Genomic DNA, 15,165 nt, shown 5'->3' with positions numbered 1-15,165 from the left:
CCTCACGCGAAACCAGGCGGCGCTACCCGCCGACAGCGCGGTAGCGCCACGGCCCGTCGCCGTCGCGTTCGCGCCGGAGCAGGCCGTCGTTTTCCAGGTAGGCCAGATGCGCGATCGCCTCGCCCATGGCGAAGACGATCTGGTGGTCGTCGAGCTTGCGCCGGAACAGCACGTCCAGCAGCTCGTAGGCGGTGCATCCCTCGTCCGCGCAGGCGTCCATCAGGTCGGTCAGGCGGGCGGCGTGGTGGCGCTCCAGGGCGGCGAGGCGGCGCGCCAGCTCGCAGAAGGGACGGCCGTGGGAGGGCAGGACCAGCGTGTCCTCGGGCATCTGGCCGAAGCGGCGGACCGAGCCGAGGAAGTCGGCCAGCGGGTTCGCCTCCGGCTCGAACCACTGGACGCTGACATTGGGCGTGATGTGCGGGAGGATCTGGTCGCCCGAAATCAGGATGCGGCCGTCCTGGCTGTAGAGGCAGGCCTGCTCGGGCGAGTGGCCCTCGCCGATCACGACCTGCCAGCGCCGCTCGCCGATCGCGATCACCTCGCCGCCGGTGATCCGGCGGTAGGTCGCGGGCACCGACGGCGCCCGGCGCCGGTAGACGTTGCCGCGCCGGGCCAGGCCGTCGGCCTGCCCGCCCGGCAGGCCGTGGCCGCGGAAGAACGCGGCCTGGATCTCGCCGGCCTCCTCGCCCGTGCCCACGAGCATGCGCCCGGTCAGCCATTCGGTCCGCGTCATCAGGAACTCGGCCCCGGTGCGCTCGACCAGCCATCCGGACTGGCCGAGATGGTCGGGGTGGAAATGGGTCGCGAGGATCCGGCGGATCGGCCGGCCGGCGGCGGGGCCTTCCAGGATCTCGTGCCACAGCGCGCGCGTCGCGTCGTTGCCGAGGCCGGTGTCGACCAGGGTCCAGCCGTCCCCGTCCTCCAGCAGCCACAGGTTCACGTGGTCGAGCGCGAAGGGCAGGGGCATCCGTATCCAGCGGATGCCCGGCGCGACCTCGGCCATGGTGCCCGGGGCAGGGACCGGAGGCAGGCCCTGGGCGGCGGTCACGACCGGTCTCCGGCCGGGGCGAGCGCGTCGACGAAGTGCGCGATCGCGGCGAGCGTGGCGGCGGGCTGGTCGCGGTGAGGGGAATGGCGGCAGTCCGCAAGCTCCAGCCGCTCGACCGGGCCGCCGGCCCCGCGCTCGATCGCGTCGAGCTGGGCCAGCGTGCCGTACTCGTCGTCCAGGCCCTGGACCAGCAGCATCGGGCAGCGGACGCCGGGCAGGTATTCCTCGATGTTCCAGGCGCGGAAATCGGGGTGGAGCCAGATGTCGTTCCAGCCCCGGAACGTCGCGTCGGGATCGTCGTGGTAGCGGGCGAACTTCCGTGGCATGTCCGTCTCGCGGTATATCGTCTTCGCGGCCGCGATGCTCTCGACCGTCACGTCCTCGACGAAGACGTGGGGGGCGGCCAGGACCAGCCCGCGGGGGCTCCAGCGGCCGGTCCCGGCATGGATCAGGGCGATCGAGGCGCCGTCGCTGTGGCCGACCAGCACCGGCTCGCGGATGTCCAGGGCGTCCAGCACCGCGGGCAGCGAGTCCAGCGCCTCGCGGTGCATGTAGTCGACGCCGCGCGGCCCCTCCAGCCGGTCGGAGCGGCCGTAGCCGTAGCGCGAGTAGACGAGCGTGCCGCAGCCGGTCGCCTCGGCGGCCTGGTCGGGGAAGTCCTTCCACAGCTCGACCGAGCCGAGCCCCTCGTGCAGGAAGACGAGGGCCGGCCGGCCCGGCCGCCCCGGCTCGATCCAGCGGTAGTCCAGGCGGCGGCCCGCGGCGGTCAGGAAGGGCACCCTCACACTCCCAGATGCTGCTTCAGGATGTCGGGGTCGTGCGCCAGCCGGTCGCTCGCCCCGTCGAACACGACCTGCCCCTTGACCAGGACGACGCACCGGTCCGCGATCGCCGAGATCGCCCGGAAGTTCTTGTCGACGATGACGCTGGCGATGCCGGTCGCGCGCACGCGGTGCAGGATCGTCCAGATCTCGCGCGCGATCAGGGGGGCGAGGCCCTCCGTCGCCTCGTCGAGGATCAGGAGGTCGGGGTTGGTCATCAGCGCGCGGCCGATCGTCAGCATCTGCTGCTCGCCGCCGGAGAGCTGGTTGCCGCCGTTCCCCAGGCGCTCGGCCAGGCGTGGGAAGGTCTGCAGCACCCGCTCGAACGTCCAGTCGCGCCGGCCGTCCAGGCCGGGGCGCGCGGCCATCACCAGGTTCTCGCGGACGCTGAGATTGCCGAAGATGCCGCGCCCCTCGGGGACGTAGGCGATGCCGGCGCGCGCGATCGCATGGGGGGCGGCGCCGGTCATCGGCCGGCCCTTGACCCATACCGTGCCCGAACGCTGGCGCAGCAGGCCGAGCACGCTGCGCAGCAGCGTCGTCTTGCCCATGCCGTTGCGGCCCATCAGGGCGACGCATTCGCCGGGCCGGACCGCGAAGTCGACGCCGTGCAGGACGTGGCTGGCGCCGTAGAAGGCGTGGAGGCCCTCGGCGCGGATCAGGTCGGTGTCAGTCATGCTCGCCGGTTCCCAGATAGGCGTCCTGGACCGCGGGGCTGGAGCGGATCTCCTCGGGCGTGCCGCTCTCCAGCAGGCGGCCGTTCACCATCACGGTCAGCCGGTCGGCGAGCTGGAACACGGCGTCCATGTCGTGCTCGACCAGGACGATCGCGTGCTCGCGCGCGAGGCGTTCCAGCAGCGCCACCATGCGGGCCGATTCCTCCGCCCCCATGCCGGCGAGCGGCTCGTCGAGCAGCAGGACCTTCGGCCCGGTCGCGAGCACCATCGCGATCTCGAGCTGGCGCTGCTCGCCATGGCTGAGCGCGGAGGCGACGACCTCGGCGCGGCCGTCCAGCCCGACCGCGTCGAGCGCCGCGCGCGCCGCGTCGTTGACGCGAGAGAGCCGCAGCGCCGGGCGGAAGAAGCGCATCGAGGAGGTCAGGCGCGACTGTGCCGCCAGCCGGCAGTTCTCGAACGCGGTGAAGTCCGGGAAGATGTTGGTCTTCTGGTAGCTGCGGCCGATGCCGAGCTGGGAGACGCGGTCGGCGGAGAGCCCGGTGACGTCGCGCCCGTCGAAGCGGATCGTCCCCGCCGAGGGAGGCAGGTCGCCCGACAGCAGGTTGATGAAGGTCGACTTGCCGGCGCCGTTGGGGCCGATCACGGCGTGGATCCGCCGCATGTGGAACTCGATCGACAGGCCGTCGACGGCGGTCAGCCCGCCGAAGGACCGGCTGAGCCCGCTGGTGGAGAGGATCGCCTCGCTCACTGCCGGCCTCCCTGCTCCGCGGCGGGAGCGGCACCGGGCGGGCCGGTCTCGGGCACGGGCTTGCGCCGGCCGGCGCCGACGCGCGAAAGCGCCGAGGCGAGCAGGCCCGACAGCCCGTGCGGCAGCACCAGCACGGTCATGATGATGAAGCCGCCCATCAGCAGGAGCCAGTGCTTGGTCAGGTCGGCGAACAGCTCCTCCAGCAGCACGATCGAGAAGGCGCCGAGGATCGGGCCGAAGACCGACCCCATGCCGCCCAGGATCACCATCATCAGCACCTCGCCCGAGACGTGCCAGCCCATCAGCTCCGGGTTGACGAAGCCGAACTGGGCGGCCGACAGGTAGCCCGACACGCCGGCCAGCGCGCCGGCGATCACGAAGCTCGCGAGCTTGTAGCGGAAGGTCGGGTATCCGAGCGAGCGCATGCGGTGCTCGTTCGTGCGGATGCCCGCGACGACGTGGCCGAAAGGCGACTGGAGGATCACCCGCAGCAGCAGGTAGGCCAGGACCATGACGCCGAGCGCCACGTAGTAGAAATGCTGCTGGTTCTCAAGGTCGAAGGGCTGGAAGCCGAACAGGGTCGCGTCCGGCTTGAAGTAGATGTAGACGCCGTCGGACCCGCCCGCGAACTGCCCGTCGTGGAACAGGTAGTAGAGCATCTGGGCGAAGGCGAGCGTCACCATGATGAAGTAGATGCCGGTCGTGCGCAGCACGAAGACGCCGATCACCAGCGCCGCCCCGGCCGAGGCCAGCACCGCGGCGCCGAGCGTCCACCAGAAGCCGGCCGCCTCGAATTCCGGCGACAGGAACACCAGCATGTAGGCCGCGAGCCCGTAGAAGGCGGCATGGCCGAGGCTCACCAGCCCCGTGAACCCCACCAGCAGGTTCAGGCTCATCGCGAAGACCGCGAGGATCATGATCTTCGCGACGAGCTGCACGTAGAAGGCGGACCCGAACAGCGGGAACAGCAGGAGGGCGGCGAGCCCCGCCAGCAGCAGCGCGGCGACGCCCGGGAGCTTGTCGGTCAGCATGTCAGGCGGCCCTCCGGAAGATGCCCTCGGGGCGCCACAGCAGGACCAGCGCCATCAGCAGGTAGACGGTGGTTCCCGAAAGCTCCGGGACCAGGACCCGGCCGAAGGTATCGGCGAGCCCGATCAGGATCGCGGCGAACAGCGCCCCCTTGACCGAGCCGATGCCGCCGATCACGACGACGACGAAGGAGACGATCAGGATCTGGTTGCCCATGCCCGGGAACACGGAGGCGACCGGGGCCGCGATCATGCCGGCCAGTGCGGCGAGCGCCACGCCCAGCGCGAAGACGCCCATGTAGATCAGCTTGATGTTGATGCCGAGCGACTGAACCATCTCGCGGTTGTAGGCGCCGGCCCGGATCATCATGCCGAGGCGGGTCCGCTGGATCAGCAGGTACATCGCGACCGCGACCGCGAGGCAGACGCCGGAGATGAACAACCGGTAGACCGGATAGCTGAGCGTGTCCGTCAGCGGCACCGAGAAGTTCAGGACGTCGGGCACCGGCACGCCGTGGGCGTCGTCGCCGAAGACGATGCTGCGCAGCTCCTCGAACACCAGGATCAGCCCGTAGGTCAGCAGCACCTGGTACAGGTGGTCGCGGTGGTAGAGCCGCGAGATGAACAGCCATTCGACCGCGAGCCCGATCACGATGCTGATCGCGATGCCGAGCGGGAGCGCGATCCAGAGGTTGCCGGTCAGGGAGGTCAGCGAGAACGCCAGATAGGCGCCGATCATGTAGAAGCTGCCATGGGCGAGGTTGATCACGCCCATGATGCCGAAGATCAGCGTCAGCCCGCTGGCCAGCAGAAACAGCAGCAGCCCGTATTGGACGCCGTTGAGCACTTGGATCAGGAAGATGAAGGGGTCCATGAAGTCGGCCGCGCCCTTATAGAGACCCCTCTTCCGCGCAAGTCGGAGAGGGAGGGGCCCAACCGAAGGTCGGGAGGGTGAGGGACGGGTGCCACCCTCACCCTCCCACCGCTACGCGGCGGGCCCCTCCCTCTCCCGTTGCACGGGAGAGGGGGATGTCATTCAGACCATGTTGCAGCCGCGGGCGGGGTCGGCGAGGGCTTCGTGGGCGACGCCGATCACCATGTTCTTGCCGTCGCGGACTTCGCGCAGGTAGATGTCCTGCACGGGGTTGTGCGCCTTCGACATCGTGAACCTGCCGCGCGGGCTGTCGATCTCGGCATCTTCCATCGCCTTGACCATCTCGGCTCGGGCGGCGGTGTCGCCCTGCACGGCGTCGAGGCCGGCGGCGAGGAGCTGCGCGCTGTCGTAGCCCTGGACCGCGTAGACGTCGGTCTCGGCGCTGGTCCGCTTCTCGAACGCTTCGGTGAAGGCGACCGTCCTCGGCAGGGTGAGGCCGTCGCCCCAGTGCAGGGTCGTCAGCAGCCCTTCGGCCGCCTCGCCCTGGGCCTGGAGCGTGCCGTCGGTCAGGAACCCGACGCCGTAGAGCGGGATCTGCTGGCGCAGGCCGGCCGCGTGGTAGTCCTTGACGAACTTGATCGCGCCGCCGCCGGCGAAGAAGACGTAGACGCCGTCGGGCTTCAGGTCGGCGATCTTGGTCAGCAGCGACTGGAACTCGACGTCGGGGAAGGGCAGGAACATCTCCTCGACGACCTGGCCGCCATGCTGCTCGAAGCCTTCCTTGAAGGCGCCGGTCGACTCTTCGCCCGCACCGTATTTCCACGACAGCGTGACCGCGGTCTTGGCCCCGCGGTCGGCCATCACCTTGCCCATCGGGTAGGCGGGCTGCCAGTTGCTGAACGAGGCGCGGAAGATGTTGGGCGCGCAGAGCGGGCCGGTGGCGGCGCCGACGCCCGCATTCGGGATGATCATCATCGTGTCGGTGTCGCGCGCCACCTTCACCATGCCCATCTGCACGCCGGAATGGACCGTGCCGACGATCACGTCGACGCCGTCGCGCTGCACGAGCTTGTTCGTGTTCTCGGGCGCCTTGGCCGGATCGGACTCGTCGTCAACCGCGACGTACTCGACCGCGCGCCCGCCGAGCTTGCCGCCCCGCTCGTCGACGTAGAGCTTGAACGCCTCGGTGATGTTGTTGCCGAGCTGGGCGTAGGTGCCGCTGTAGGGCAGCATCAGGCCGACCTTCACCGGCGCGGTCTGGCCGATCGCGAAGCGGGTCGGCAGGAAGCCGGCGGCAACGACCGCGCCGGCGGTGGCCGCCGCGCCCTTCAGGACGAAGCGGCGGCTGATGTAGTGAACGGGTTTGTCGGTCATGTCACCTCCCCTAGACGTCGCCTCCCGCGCCGGTGGTCCGGAACGGGATCAGGCCGGTTCAGCCGGCCGCCTGTACCGCGGGCGTTGCGGAAGCCCGCAGCTTGAAACGCTGGACCTTGCCCGTCGCCGTCTTCGGCAGCTCGGGCAGGAACTCGATCCAGCGCGGATACTTGAAGGGAGCGAGGCGCTCCTTGACGTGGCACTGCAGCGCCTCGGCCATGTCGGCGTCCGGCGCGATCACGCCCGGCTTCAGGACGACGTAGGCCTTCGGCTTGATCAGGCCGCTCTCGTCGGCCTGTCCGACGACCGCGGCCTCCAGCACGTCCGGATGCGACAGCAGGGCTCCCTCCACCTCGAAGGGCGAGACGTAGATCCCGCCGACCTTGAGCATATCGTCGGATCGGCCGCAGAACACGAAATACCCGTCTTCGGTCTCGACATATTTGTCGCCGCTCCTGGTCCAGGGACCGAGGAACGTCGTCCGGCTGCGCTCGCGGTTGTTCCAGTAGAAGGCCGCGCCGGTGGGGCCCTCGACCTGCAGTTCCCCGACCTCGCCCCGGGGCACGGGGTTGCCGGCCTCGTCGACGATGCGCACCCGGTAGCCGGCGACCGGCCGGCCGCTGGTGCCGTAGCGGACCTCGCCGGGATGGTTGGAGAGGAAGATGTGCAGCATCTCGGTCGAGCCGAGGCCGTCCAGGATCTCGACGCCGGTGCGTTCGGTCCAGCGCCGGCCGAGATCGGGCGGCAGCGCCTCGCCGGCCGAGGTGCAGCGCCGCAGCGCCAGCTCCTCGCGCCCGGGCAGCTCGGAAGAGGCCAGCAGCGCGCCGTAGAGCGTCGGCACCCCGTAGAAGATCGTCGGCCGCCGCTCGCGCAGGATGCGCGAGACCAGGGCCGGGGTGGGGCGTTCGGCCGTCAGCACCGCGGTCGCGCCGACCGCCATCGGGAAGGTCAGGGCGTTGCCGAGCCCGTAGGCGAAGAACAGCTTGGCCGCGGAGTAGACGACGTCGTCCTCGCGGATGCCCAGCACCGGCACGGCGTAGAGGTCGGCCGTCCGGCGCAGGCTGGCATGGACGTGGACCGTCCCCTTGGGCGAGCCGGTCGAGCCCGAGGAGTAGAGCCAGAAGCAGACGTCGTCCCGGGTCGTGCGCGCCGCCTCCGCCCGGGGCGGGGCGGCGGCCAGCAGGTCGGCGAACCGGTGGCGGCCCTGCGGCGCGGCGGCACCCGAGACGACCACGTGGCGCAGCCCGGGGTGCCGGTCCGCCGCGCCCTCGAAGCGGTCCAGCAGCGCGTCAGACACGACGAGGGCGCGCGCCCGGCTGTCGGAGAGGATGAAGTCGTAGTCGGAGCGGGTCAGCAGCGTGTTGACCGGCACGGGGACGATGCCGGCCTTGATCGCGCCCAGGAACGCGACCGGGAAGTCGATCCCGTCGAGCAGGCAGAGGACGACGCGCTGCTCCGGTTCGATCCCGAGGGCGAGCAGGGCGTTCGCGAAGCGGTCCACCCTCTCCGCCAGCTCGGCGTAGGTGCAGCTTCCCGCGTCGTCCGTGAAGGCGGTCTTCCCGCCCCGTCCGGCCGCGAGATTGCTTTCGATCAGGTCGGCCGCGGCGTTGTAGTCGCGCGGTGCGCTTTCGGCCAGACCGGGTCCGGTCATGGCGTCCTCCCCGTGCTTCTTGGTTCTTATTGCGCCGTGCGGCGTCCTGTCGCAACTATCGAGGTGACGGTTCGGCCCGTCAAGAAATATTGTGCATGCTCCTGGCTGTGATGGGATTTATAGTGCGTGAGTCCGGTCAGGACTTCGTGAACTCGATCGCGCCTTCGGGCAGCAGGTAGAGCACCAGCGCGTGGCCCTCGGCGACGGTCGGATGGTGGGCGGTGCCGGGACCGTAGACGAGCCATCCCTCGCCGTGGCCGTCGAAGGTCGCGCCCGGGCTCAGCGGCATGATCATGTCGATCTCGCCGTTGGGGTGCGCGTGGTGGGGGCCCTTCAGGTCGTTCATGTCGACGACGTCGACGCTGAAGCCGTGGGTCGCCGGCCCCGGCTTCACGACGCGGCCGTAGCGGATGCCGCCGGCTTCGCGGCTGCACATCCAGCCCTCGGCGATCGCCTCGCGGCAGGCGTCGCGGATGCGCCCGAAGGTCTCGCCGCCGGGCGGGAAGGCGGCGTTCAGCTCGGCCGTCAGGGCGGCGTCGAGCGGCTTGCCCGCGATGCGGGCGGTGACCCCGGCGACCAGGGCCGTGAACTCGTCCTGCGTCATGTCGGCGTCCTCCCTCAGGCGTCGATCCGGGCCGCCCCGGCGGCGATCGCCTCCAGCCGGGCAGCGGGTCCCTGCAGCGCGCTGCGCTGGTGGTAGAAGGCGAGACCGCGCAGCCCGCCCAGCTCCTCGCCGCCGCCGGCGCGGCCGGGGCCGCCATGCAGGCACATCGGCATCACGATGCCGTGGCCGGTGCTGGCCTTGCCGACGCTCGCGTCGATCAGGAGGATGCGGCCGTGCATGTCCGCGAGTTCGATCGCGGCGTCGGCCATGAAGCCCGGGTCGGCGGTGAACACCGAGGCGACGAGCGACCCGCGGCCGCGCCGGGCCAGCGCGAAGGCATCGTCGGCGTCGCGGTAGGCCATCAAGGTGGAGACGGGGCCGAACACCTCGACCTCGTGGACCGCACGGGCGGCCGCGGGGTCGTTCGCGCGCAGCAGGGTCGGGAACAGGAACGCGCCGCAGTCCGGATCGGCGTCGACCAGCGCCGAGCCGGCGCCGTCGAACACGGTCCCGGTCTCCGCGGCGAGGGCGGCGAGGCCGTCGCGGGCGGCGGCGAGCTGGTCGCGGCCGACCAGCGGGCCCATGCGGACCTCGGGGTTGCGCGGGTCGCCGACGGGAGTGCGCGCGAGGCGTGCCGCGATCGCCTCGGCCGCCGCGTCCGCGACGGAGGCCGGGACCAGGACGCGGCGGATCGCCGTGCATTTCTGGCCGGCCTTGACCGTCATCTCGCGCGCGACCTCGCGGACGAACAGGTCGAACTCCGGCGCGTCGGGGCGGATGTCGGGGCCGAGGATGCAGGCGTTCAGGCTGTCGGCCTCGACGTTGACGCGGACGGAGCGCTCGACGACGCGGCGGTGGCCGCGGATGCGCGCCGCCGTGTCGGCCGAGCCGGTGAAGGCGATCACGTCGCCCTCGGCCACGTGGTCGAGCAGGTCGCCGGCGCCGCCGCACAGGATCGACAGCGCGCCGTCCGGCAGGATGCCGGCCTCGATCACGTCGCGGACCATGCGCTGGGCGAGCCAGCAGGTCACGGTCGCGGGCTTGGCCACGACCGGCACGCCGGCCAGCAGGCTGACCGCCGCCTTCTCCCACAGGCCCCAGGCCGGGAAGTTGAAGGCGTTGATGTGGATCGCGGCGCCGCGCACGGGCGCCATCACGTGCAGCGCCTGGAACGCCTCGTCCTTGCCCATGCGGATCAGGCCGCCATCGGCGATCAGGCGCGCGTCGCCGAGCTTCTGGCCGGCACGGGCGAAGAAGCCGACGGTGCCGATCGCGCCGTCGACGTCGATCGCCGCGTCGGTGTCGGTGTTGCCGGAGTTGGCCCGCGCGATCCCGACGTAGTCGGCGCGCCGCTCGGCGAGGCAGTCGGCGATCCGGCGCAGCATCTGCGCCCGCCCGCCATAGGTCAGGCGGCGCAGCGCCGGGCCGCCGACCTCGCGCGCATGGGCCAGGGCGGCGGCGAAGTCGATCCCCCCGGTCGAGGCGCGCGCCAGTTCGGCGCCCGTGGTCGGATCGACCAGGGGCTGCCCGGCACCGGTGCCCGCGATCCAGCGGCCGGCGACGTAATTCTCGATGTTCATGGCGTCAGGCCGCGGCGCTGCGCTGCGGGGCGTCGAGCAGTTCCGCCCAGCCGCCGGACCATTCCACGGCCACGTCCTCGGGCATCGTGCCCGAGCCGGCGTCGTGCTCCATCATGTCGCCGACGCGGCTGGCGCCGAGCGAGCGCAGCAGCTCGTCGAAGCGCCGGCCGCCGTGGCAGTAGGTGGCGGTATAGGTCCGGTCGCCCAGCGCGATGATGCCGTAGCGCACGCCCGACAGGTCCGGACGGCCGCCCTCCAGGGCGGAGTAGAAGGCCTGCGCGTTGTCCGGCACGTCGCCCTGGCCATAGGTGGAGGTGCAGATCAGGAAGGCGCCGTCCCGGTCGAAGACCCCGCCGTCGAGACCGTCCATCAGCACCGTCTCGACCTCGCGTCCGTCCGCCGCCAGGGAGTCCTGAACTTCTTGCGCAACCATCTCCGCCGTGCCAGTCATGGTTCCGACCAGAATCGTCACCTTCATCCGCATGGCCTCCTCTGCGACAGTCCGTATCTTGACGCCAATATAATGCACCTGCCATGTGTAGCAAGCATTATAATGCATATGGGTGAAGGTCAGGAGTTCCCCGCATGGCGCATTCCTTGCCCGAGGGCCACGGCAACCGGCGCGACCCCAACGGGTCCGAGGCGGACTATCTGCGCACGCTCGGCGAGCGGGTCAGGGAGACGCGCGCGCGCCGCGGCATGACGCGCAAGATCCTGGCGCGCGACAGCGGCATCTCCGAGCGCTACCTGGCGCAGCTCGAAGGCGGGCAGGGCAACATCTCGATCATCCTGCTGCGCCAGCTCGCGCATGCGATGGGCGTGCCGCTGGTCGACCTCGTGCGCGAGGGGCCGGAACGGCCGGTCGAGCTGACGCTGCTGCTGCAGTTCCTGGGCCGGCTGTCGCCGAAGGAGCTGACGCATGCCCGCCAGCTCCTGATCCGCGAGCTGCGGCCCGACGAGAGCCGCCGGCGCAGCCGCATCGCCCTGATCGGGCTGCGAGGCGCGGGCAAATCGACCCTGGGCGCGATCCTGGCCGAGCAGCTCGGCTATCCGTTCGTCGAGCTGGACCGCGAGATCGAGCGCGAGTCCGGCACCACGCTGAGCGAGATCTTCGCGCTGTACGGCCAGTCCGCCTACCGCCGCTACGAGCGCCGCGCGCTGGAGGCGACGATCGAGGGCCACGAGCGCGCGGTGATCGCGACCGGGGGCAGCATCGTCTCCGAGCCCGCGACCTTCGACCTGATGCTGTCGGCCTGCTTCACGGTATGGATCAAGGCCCAGCCGGAGGAGCACATGAGCCGCGTCGTCGCCCAGGGCGACTACCGCCCGATGGCCGACAACGAGGAGGCGATGGAGGATCTGCGCCGCATCCTGGCCGGGCGGGTCGGGCTCTACAGAAAGGCGGACGCGGTCGTCGACACGTCGGGCAAGACCGTCGAGCAGAGCGTCGCCGAGCTGACGGGGCTTCTGGAACGGGCGTGAGCATGTGCGATATAATGCATAAGGACACGCAGTAGCCCGCATTATACTGCTTGACGCTCCCCTCTCAGGCACTATAGTGCCATCAATGGATTCCGTCGCGGCTTCCGTCCGGCCACGCCCCGGCGGCCAGGCCCTGGCGACCGAGCCCTGGGAGAGAGACGCCGATGATCACCTTCGACACCCATCCCGACCGCTATCGCCACTGGAAGCTGTCGTTTGACGGGCCGGTCGCCCTGCTGTCGCTGGACGTCGACGAGGACGGCGGCCTCAAGCCCGGCTACAAGCTGAAGCTCAATTCCTACGACCTCGGCGTCGACATCGAGCTGTACGACGCGCTCCAGCGCATCCGGTTCGAGCATCCCGAGACCCGGAGCGTCGTGATCACGAGCGCCAAGGACCGCATGTTCTGCGCCGGCGCCAACATCTACATGCTCGGCACCTCCAGCCATGCCTGGAAGGTCAACTTCTGCAAGTTCACGAACGAGACCCGCAACGGCATCGAGGATTCGAGCCGGCATTCCGGGCTCAAGTTCATCGCGGCCCTGAACGGCACGACTGCCGGCGGCGGCTACGAGCTGGCGCTGGCCTGCGACGAGATCGTGCTGGTCGACGACCGGTCCAGCACGGTCAGCCTGCCGGAGGTGCCGCTGCTGGGCGTGCTGCCCGGCACCGGCGGCCTGACCCGCGTCATCGACAAGCGCCGGGTGCGGCGCGACCTCGCCGACGTGTTCTGCACGACGGCCGAGGGCGTGAAGGGCGAGCGGGCGAAGCAGTGGCGCCTCGTCGACGAGGTCGTGCCGCCCAAGGACTTCATGGGCCACGTGATGCGCCGCGCGGGCGAGTTGGCCGCGGCCAGCGACCGCCCGGCCGACGCGCGCGGCGTGGCGCTAGCACCGCTGGAGCGGGTGGTGGACGACGCCGGCTACCACTACCGCTGGGTCGACGTCGCGGTCGACCGCGAGGGGCGGGTCGCCGGGCTGACCGTGCGCGCGCCCGCGAAGGAGGAGCTGCCGCGCGACCTGGACGCGATCCTGGCGCAGGGGGCGGCGTGGTGGCCGCTGGCGATGGCGCGCGAGCTGGACGACGCGATCTTGATGCTGCGCACCAACGAGCTGGACCTGGGCACGCTGGTGGTGCGCACGGCGGGCGACGTCGACGCCGTGCTGGAAAGCGACCGCATCCTGGCGGCCCATGCCGGGAACTGGTTCGTGCGCGAGACGATCGGCATGCTGCGCCGGACGCTGGCGCGGCTCGACGTGTCGTCGCGCAGCCTGTTCGCGATCGTCGACGAGGGTTCGTGCTTCGCGGGCACGCTGCTGGAACTGATGCTGGCCGCCGACCGCAGCTTCATGCTGCTGATCGAGGAGGAGGGTGCGGACGGCGCGCCCGAGATCGCGGCAGGCGAGGCGAATTTCGGCCTGTACCCCATGGTCAACGGCCGCACGCGGCTGGCGACGCGCTTCAATGACGCGGACGGGGGCGACGCGGACGGGAGCGGCGGCGAGGTGGAGCGGGTGCGCGGGCGCATCGGCGAGCGCCTCGACGCGGGCGCGGCGGCCGGGCTCGGCCTCGTGACCTTCACGCCCGACGACATCGACTGGGCCGACGAGATCCGCCTCGCGATCGAGGAGCGCAGCAGCCTGTCGCCGGACGCGCTGACGGGGATGGAGGCGAGCCTGCGCTTCGGCGGCACGGAGACGATGGAGACCAAGATCTTCGGCCGTCTCTCGGCTTGGCAGAACTGGATATTCAACCGGCCCAACGCCGTCGGCGAGCGCGGTGCGCTGAAGCTGTTCGGCTCGGGCACGCGGGCGCAATTCGACTGGGAGAGGGTCTGACCATGGGCATCAACTACCTGGATCGCATTCCCAACAACGTCGACATGGGCAACGACCGGGCTCTCCAGCGCGCGCTCGAGCACTGGCAGCCGAAGTTCCTGCAGTGGTGGCAGAACCTCGGCCCCGACGGCTACATGGCCGCCGACGTCTACCTGCGCACCGCGACCTCGGTCGACGCCAAGGGCTGGGCGACCTACGGGCATGTCCGCATGCCGGACTACCGCTGGGGCATCTTCCTGGCCGAGCAGCAGCCCGACCGGCGCATCGGCTTCGGCGACGAATACGGCAGGCCGGCCTGGCAGCAGGTCCCGGGCGAGCACCGCTCGACGCTGCGCCGGCTGATCGTGACCCAGGGCGACACCGAGCCCGCCTCGGTCGAGCAGCAGCGCCTGCTCGGCCATACCTGCCCCTCGCTCTACGACCTGCGCAACCTGTTCCAGGTCAACGTCGAGGAAGGCCGGCACCTGTGGGCGATGGTCTACCTGCTGCACGCCTATTTCGGCCGCGACGGCCGCGAGGAGGCGGAGGAGCTGCTGGAGCGGCATTCCGGCGACGCCGACAAGCCGCGCATCCTCGGCACCTTCAACGAGCCGATCTCGGACTGGCTGTCGTTCTTCATGTTCACCTACTTCACCGACCGGGACGGCAAGTACCAGCTCAAGAGCCTGGCCGAGAGCGGGTTCGACCCGCTGGCGCGGACCTGCCAGTTCATGCTGACCGAGGAAGCGCACCACATGTTCGTGGGCGAGACCGGCCTCGGCCGCGTCGTGCGCCGCACGATCGAGGTCATGAAGGAGCTGGACACCGACGACCCGGTCGCGATCCGTAACGCGGGCGCCATCGACCTGCAGACGATGCAGCGCTACCTGAACTTCTGGTTCAGCTCCTCGCTCGACCTGTTCGGGGCCGACCAGTCCTCGAACGCGGCCAGCTACTTCGCGAACGGCCTCAAGGGCCGGCCGGACGAGCCCCAGTACGAGGACCATCTGGCGGTCGACCAGACCTACGCGCTGGAGCAGCCGGACGGCGAGGGCGGCGTGAAGGTCGAGGAGGTGCCGCTGCGCAACGCGATGAACGAGGTCACCCGCGCCGCCTACGTCAAGGACTGCGGCATCGGGGTGACGCGCTGGAACCGCCTGCTCTCCAAGTCCGGCGTCGCGTTCGAGCTGAAGCTGCCGAGCGTCCGCTTCCGCCGCTCGATCGGGAGCTGGGCCGGCTGCCACGCCGCGCCGGATGGGCGGCTGATCTCCGCCGAGGAATGGGCGGCGCGCAGCCCGGAGTGGGTCCCCTCGGAAGCCGACAGGGCCTTCGTCCACAGCCTGATGCAGCGCGTCACGGAGCCGGGCAAGATCGCGGCCTGGATCGCCCCGCCCGACCGCGGCGTCAACAACCTGCCGGTCGACTACGAGTATGTCCGCCTGAACTGAGCCTGTCCCCCTC

At 70.6% G+C, this 15,165-nt stretch carries 14 protein-coding genes; 3 read left to right on the top strand and 11 right to left on the bottom strand.

Annotated elements, in window-relative coordinates; genetic code table 11:
- Nucleotides 1–22: 22 nt before the first annotated feature.
- The 11 genes from VGO20_RS14220 to VGO20_RS14170 all read right to left on the bottom strand — a co-directional run bounded on the left by VGO20_RS14220 (nt 23) and on the right by VGO20_RS14170 (nt 10,883).
- The gene (locus VGO20_RS14220; RefSeq protein ID WP_327503022.1) at nt 23–1,048 is read right to left on the bottom strand and encodes an MBL fold metallo-hydrolase; all 1,026 of its coding nucleotides are present in this window, start codon (nt 1,046–1,048) and stop codon (nt 23–25) included.
- A complete protein-coding gene (locus VGO20_RS14215; RefSeq protein WP_327503021.1) occupies nt 1,045–1,827 on the bottom strand; it encodes an alpha/beta fold hydrolase in 783 nt (260 codons plus the stop codon). The genes VGO20_RS14220 and VGO20_RS14215 overlap by 4 nt, the downstream gene beginning before the upstream one ends.
- Before the next feature lie 2 nt (nt 1,828–1,829).
- Nucleotides 1,830–2,546 (bottom strand): ABC transporter ATP-binding protein, encoded by a 717-nt coding sequence (locus VGO20_RS14210; RefSeq protein WP_327503020.1) that lies wholly within the window; start codon nt 2,544–2,546, stop codon nt 1,830–1,832.
- Entirely contained in the window at nt 2,539–3,294 is a 756-nt protein-coding gene (locus VGO20_RS14205) for an ABC transporter ATP-binding protein (protein ID WP_327503019.1), read from the bottom strand. The genes VGO20_RS14210 and VGO20_RS14205 overlap by 8 nt, the downstream gene beginning before the upstream one ends.
- Nucleotides 3,291–4,325 carry a branched-chain amino acid ABC transporter permease gene (locus VGO20_RS14200; protein ID WP_327503018.1) on the bottom strand — a complete coding sequence of 345 codons (1,035 nt, stop codon included), beginning with the start codon at nt 4,323–4,325 and terminating at the stop codon, nt 3,291–3,293. The genes VGO20_RS14205 and VGO20_RS14200 overlap by 4 nt, the downstream gene beginning before the upstream one ends.
- 1 nt (nt 4,326) lies before the next feature.
- Nucleotides 4,327–5,196 (bottom strand): branched-chain amino acid ABC transporter permease, encoded by an 870-nt coding sequence (locus VGO20_RS14195; protein WP_327503017.1) that lies wholly within the window; start codon nt 5,194–5,196, stop codon nt 4,327–4,329.
- 162 nt (nt 5,197–5,358) lie between these two features.
- The gene (locus VGO20_RS14190; protein ID WP_327503016.1) at nt 5,359–6,570 is read right to left on the bottom strand and encodes an ABC transporter substrate-binding protein; all 1,212 of its coding nucleotides are present in this window, start codon (nt 6,568–6,570) and stop codon (nt 5,359–5,361) included.
- A gap of 58 nt (nt 6,571–6,628) precedes the next feature.
- The gene (locus VGO20_RS14185) at nt 6,629–8,221 is read right to left on the bottom strand and encodes a benzoate-CoA ligase family protein (protein WP_327503015.1); all 1,593 of its coding nucleotides are present in this window, start codon (nt 8,219–8,221) and stop codon (nt 6,629–6,631) included.
- Between the two features lie 136 nt (nt 8,222–8,357).
- The gene (locus VGO20_RS14180) at nt 8,358–8,825 is read right to left on the bottom strand and encodes a 4-hydroxylaminobenzoate lyase (protein ID WP_327503014.1); all 468 of its coding nucleotides are present in this window, start codon (nt 8,823–8,825) and stop codon (nt 8,358–8,360) included.
- Nucleotides 8,826–8,839: 14 nt separating this feature from the next.
- Complete coding sequence (locus VGO20_RS14175; protein WP_327503013.1) at nt 8,840–10,405, bottom strand: 3,4-dehydroadipyl-CoA semialdehyde dehydrogenase; 1,566 nt, start codon at nt 10,403–10,405, stop codon at nt 8,840–8,842.
- 4 nt (nt 10,406–10,409) lie between these two features.
- Nucleotides 10,410–10,883, bottom strand: a complete 474-nt coding sequence (locus tag VGO20_RS14170) for a flavodoxin domain-containing protein (protein ID WP_327503012.1) — start codon at nt 10,881–10,883, stop codon at nt 10,410–10,412.
- Nucleotides 10,884–10,990: 107 nt separating this feature from the next.
- On the opposite strand from VGO20_RS14170, the gene VGO20_RS14165 reads away from it, so the two are divergent.
- The 3 genes from VGO20_RS14165 to boxB all read left to right on the top strand — a co-directional run bounded on the left by VGO20_RS14165 (nt 10,991) and on the right by boxB (nt 15,152).
- Entirely contained in the window at nt 10,991–11,887 is an 897-nt protein-coding gene (locus VGO20_RS14165) for a helix-turn-helix transcriptional regulator (RefSeq protein WP_327503011.1), read from the top strand.
- 164 nt (nt 11,888–12,051) lie between these two features.
- Nucleotides 12,052–13,725 (top strand): 2,3-epoxybenzoyl-CoA dihydrolase, encoded by a 1,674-nt coding sequence (boxC, locus tag VGO20_RS14160; protein WP_327503010.1) that lies wholly within the window; start codon nt 12,052–12,054, stop codon nt 13,723–13,725.
- A gap of 2 nt (nt 13,726–13,727) precedes the next feature.
- Nucleotides 13,728–15,152, top strand: a complete 1,425-nt coding sequence (boxB, locus tag VGO20_RS14155; protein ID WP_327503009.1) for a benzoyl-CoA 2,3-epoxidase subunit BoxB — start codon at nt 13,728–13,730, stop codon at nt 15,150–15,152.
- Nucleotides 15,153–15,165: the final 13 nt, after the last annotated feature.

Source organism: Arenibaculum sp. (genome assembly GCF_035998295.1).
In the GTDB taxonomy this organism is placed as follows: Bacteria; Pseudomonadota; Alphaproteobacteria; order Azospirillales; family Azospirillaceae; genus DASYHS01.
The sequence above is the reverse complement of the archived record's forward strand: the minus strand, read 5'-3'. Positions and strand labels throughout refer to the sequence as shown.

What these genes read in the sequence shown, in the direction of transcription:
- VGO20_RS14170 (WP_327503012.1), bottom strand. Translation starts at nt 10,883, where the DNA reads ATGAAGGTGACGATTCTGGTCGGAACCATGACTGGCACGGCGGAGATG.
- VGO20_RS14190 (WP_327503016.1), bottom strand. Translation starts at nt 6,570, where the DNA reads ATGACCGACAAACCCGTTCACTACATCAGCCGCCGCTTCGTCCTGAAG.
- boxB (WP_327503009.1), top strand. Translation starts at nt 13,728, where the DNA reads ATGGGCATCAACTACCTGGATCGCATTCCCAACAACGTCGACATGGGC.
- VGO20_RS14165 (WP_327503011.1), top strand. Translation starts at nt 10,991, where the DNA reads ATGGCGCATTCCTTGCCCGAGGGCCACGGCAACCGGCGCGACCCCAAC.
- boxC (WP_327503010.1), top strand. Translation starts at nt 12,052, where the DNA reads ATGATCACCTTCGACACCCATCCCGACCGCTATCGCCACTGGAAGCTG.
- VGO20_RS14195 (WP_327503017.1), bottom strand. Translation starts at nt 5,196, where the DNA reads ATGGACCCCTTCATCTTCCTGATCCAAGTGCTCAACGGCGTCCAATAC.
- VGO20_RS14175 (WP_327503013.1), bottom strand. Translation starts at nt 10,405, where the DNA reads ATGAACATCGAGAATTACGTCGCCGGCCGCTGGATCGCGGGCACCGGT.
- VGO20_RS14210 (WP_327503020.1), bottom strand. Translation starts at nt 2,546, where the DNA reads ATGACTGACACCGACCTGATCCGCGCCGAGGGCCTCCACGCCTTCTAC.
- VGO20_RS14180 (WP_327503014.1), bottom strand. Translation starts at nt 8,825, where the DNA reads ATGACGCAGGACGAGTTCACGGCCCTGGTCGCCGGGGTCACCGCCCGC.
- VGO20_RS14185 (WP_327503015.1), bottom strand. Translation starts at nt 8,221, where the DNA reads ATGACCGGACCCGGTCTGGCCGAAAGCGCACCGCGCGACTACAACGCC.
- VGO20_RS14200 (WP_327503018.1), bottom strand. Translation starts at nt 4,325, where the DNA reads ATGCTGACCGACAAGCTCCCGGGCGTCGCCGCGCTGCTGCTGGCGGGG.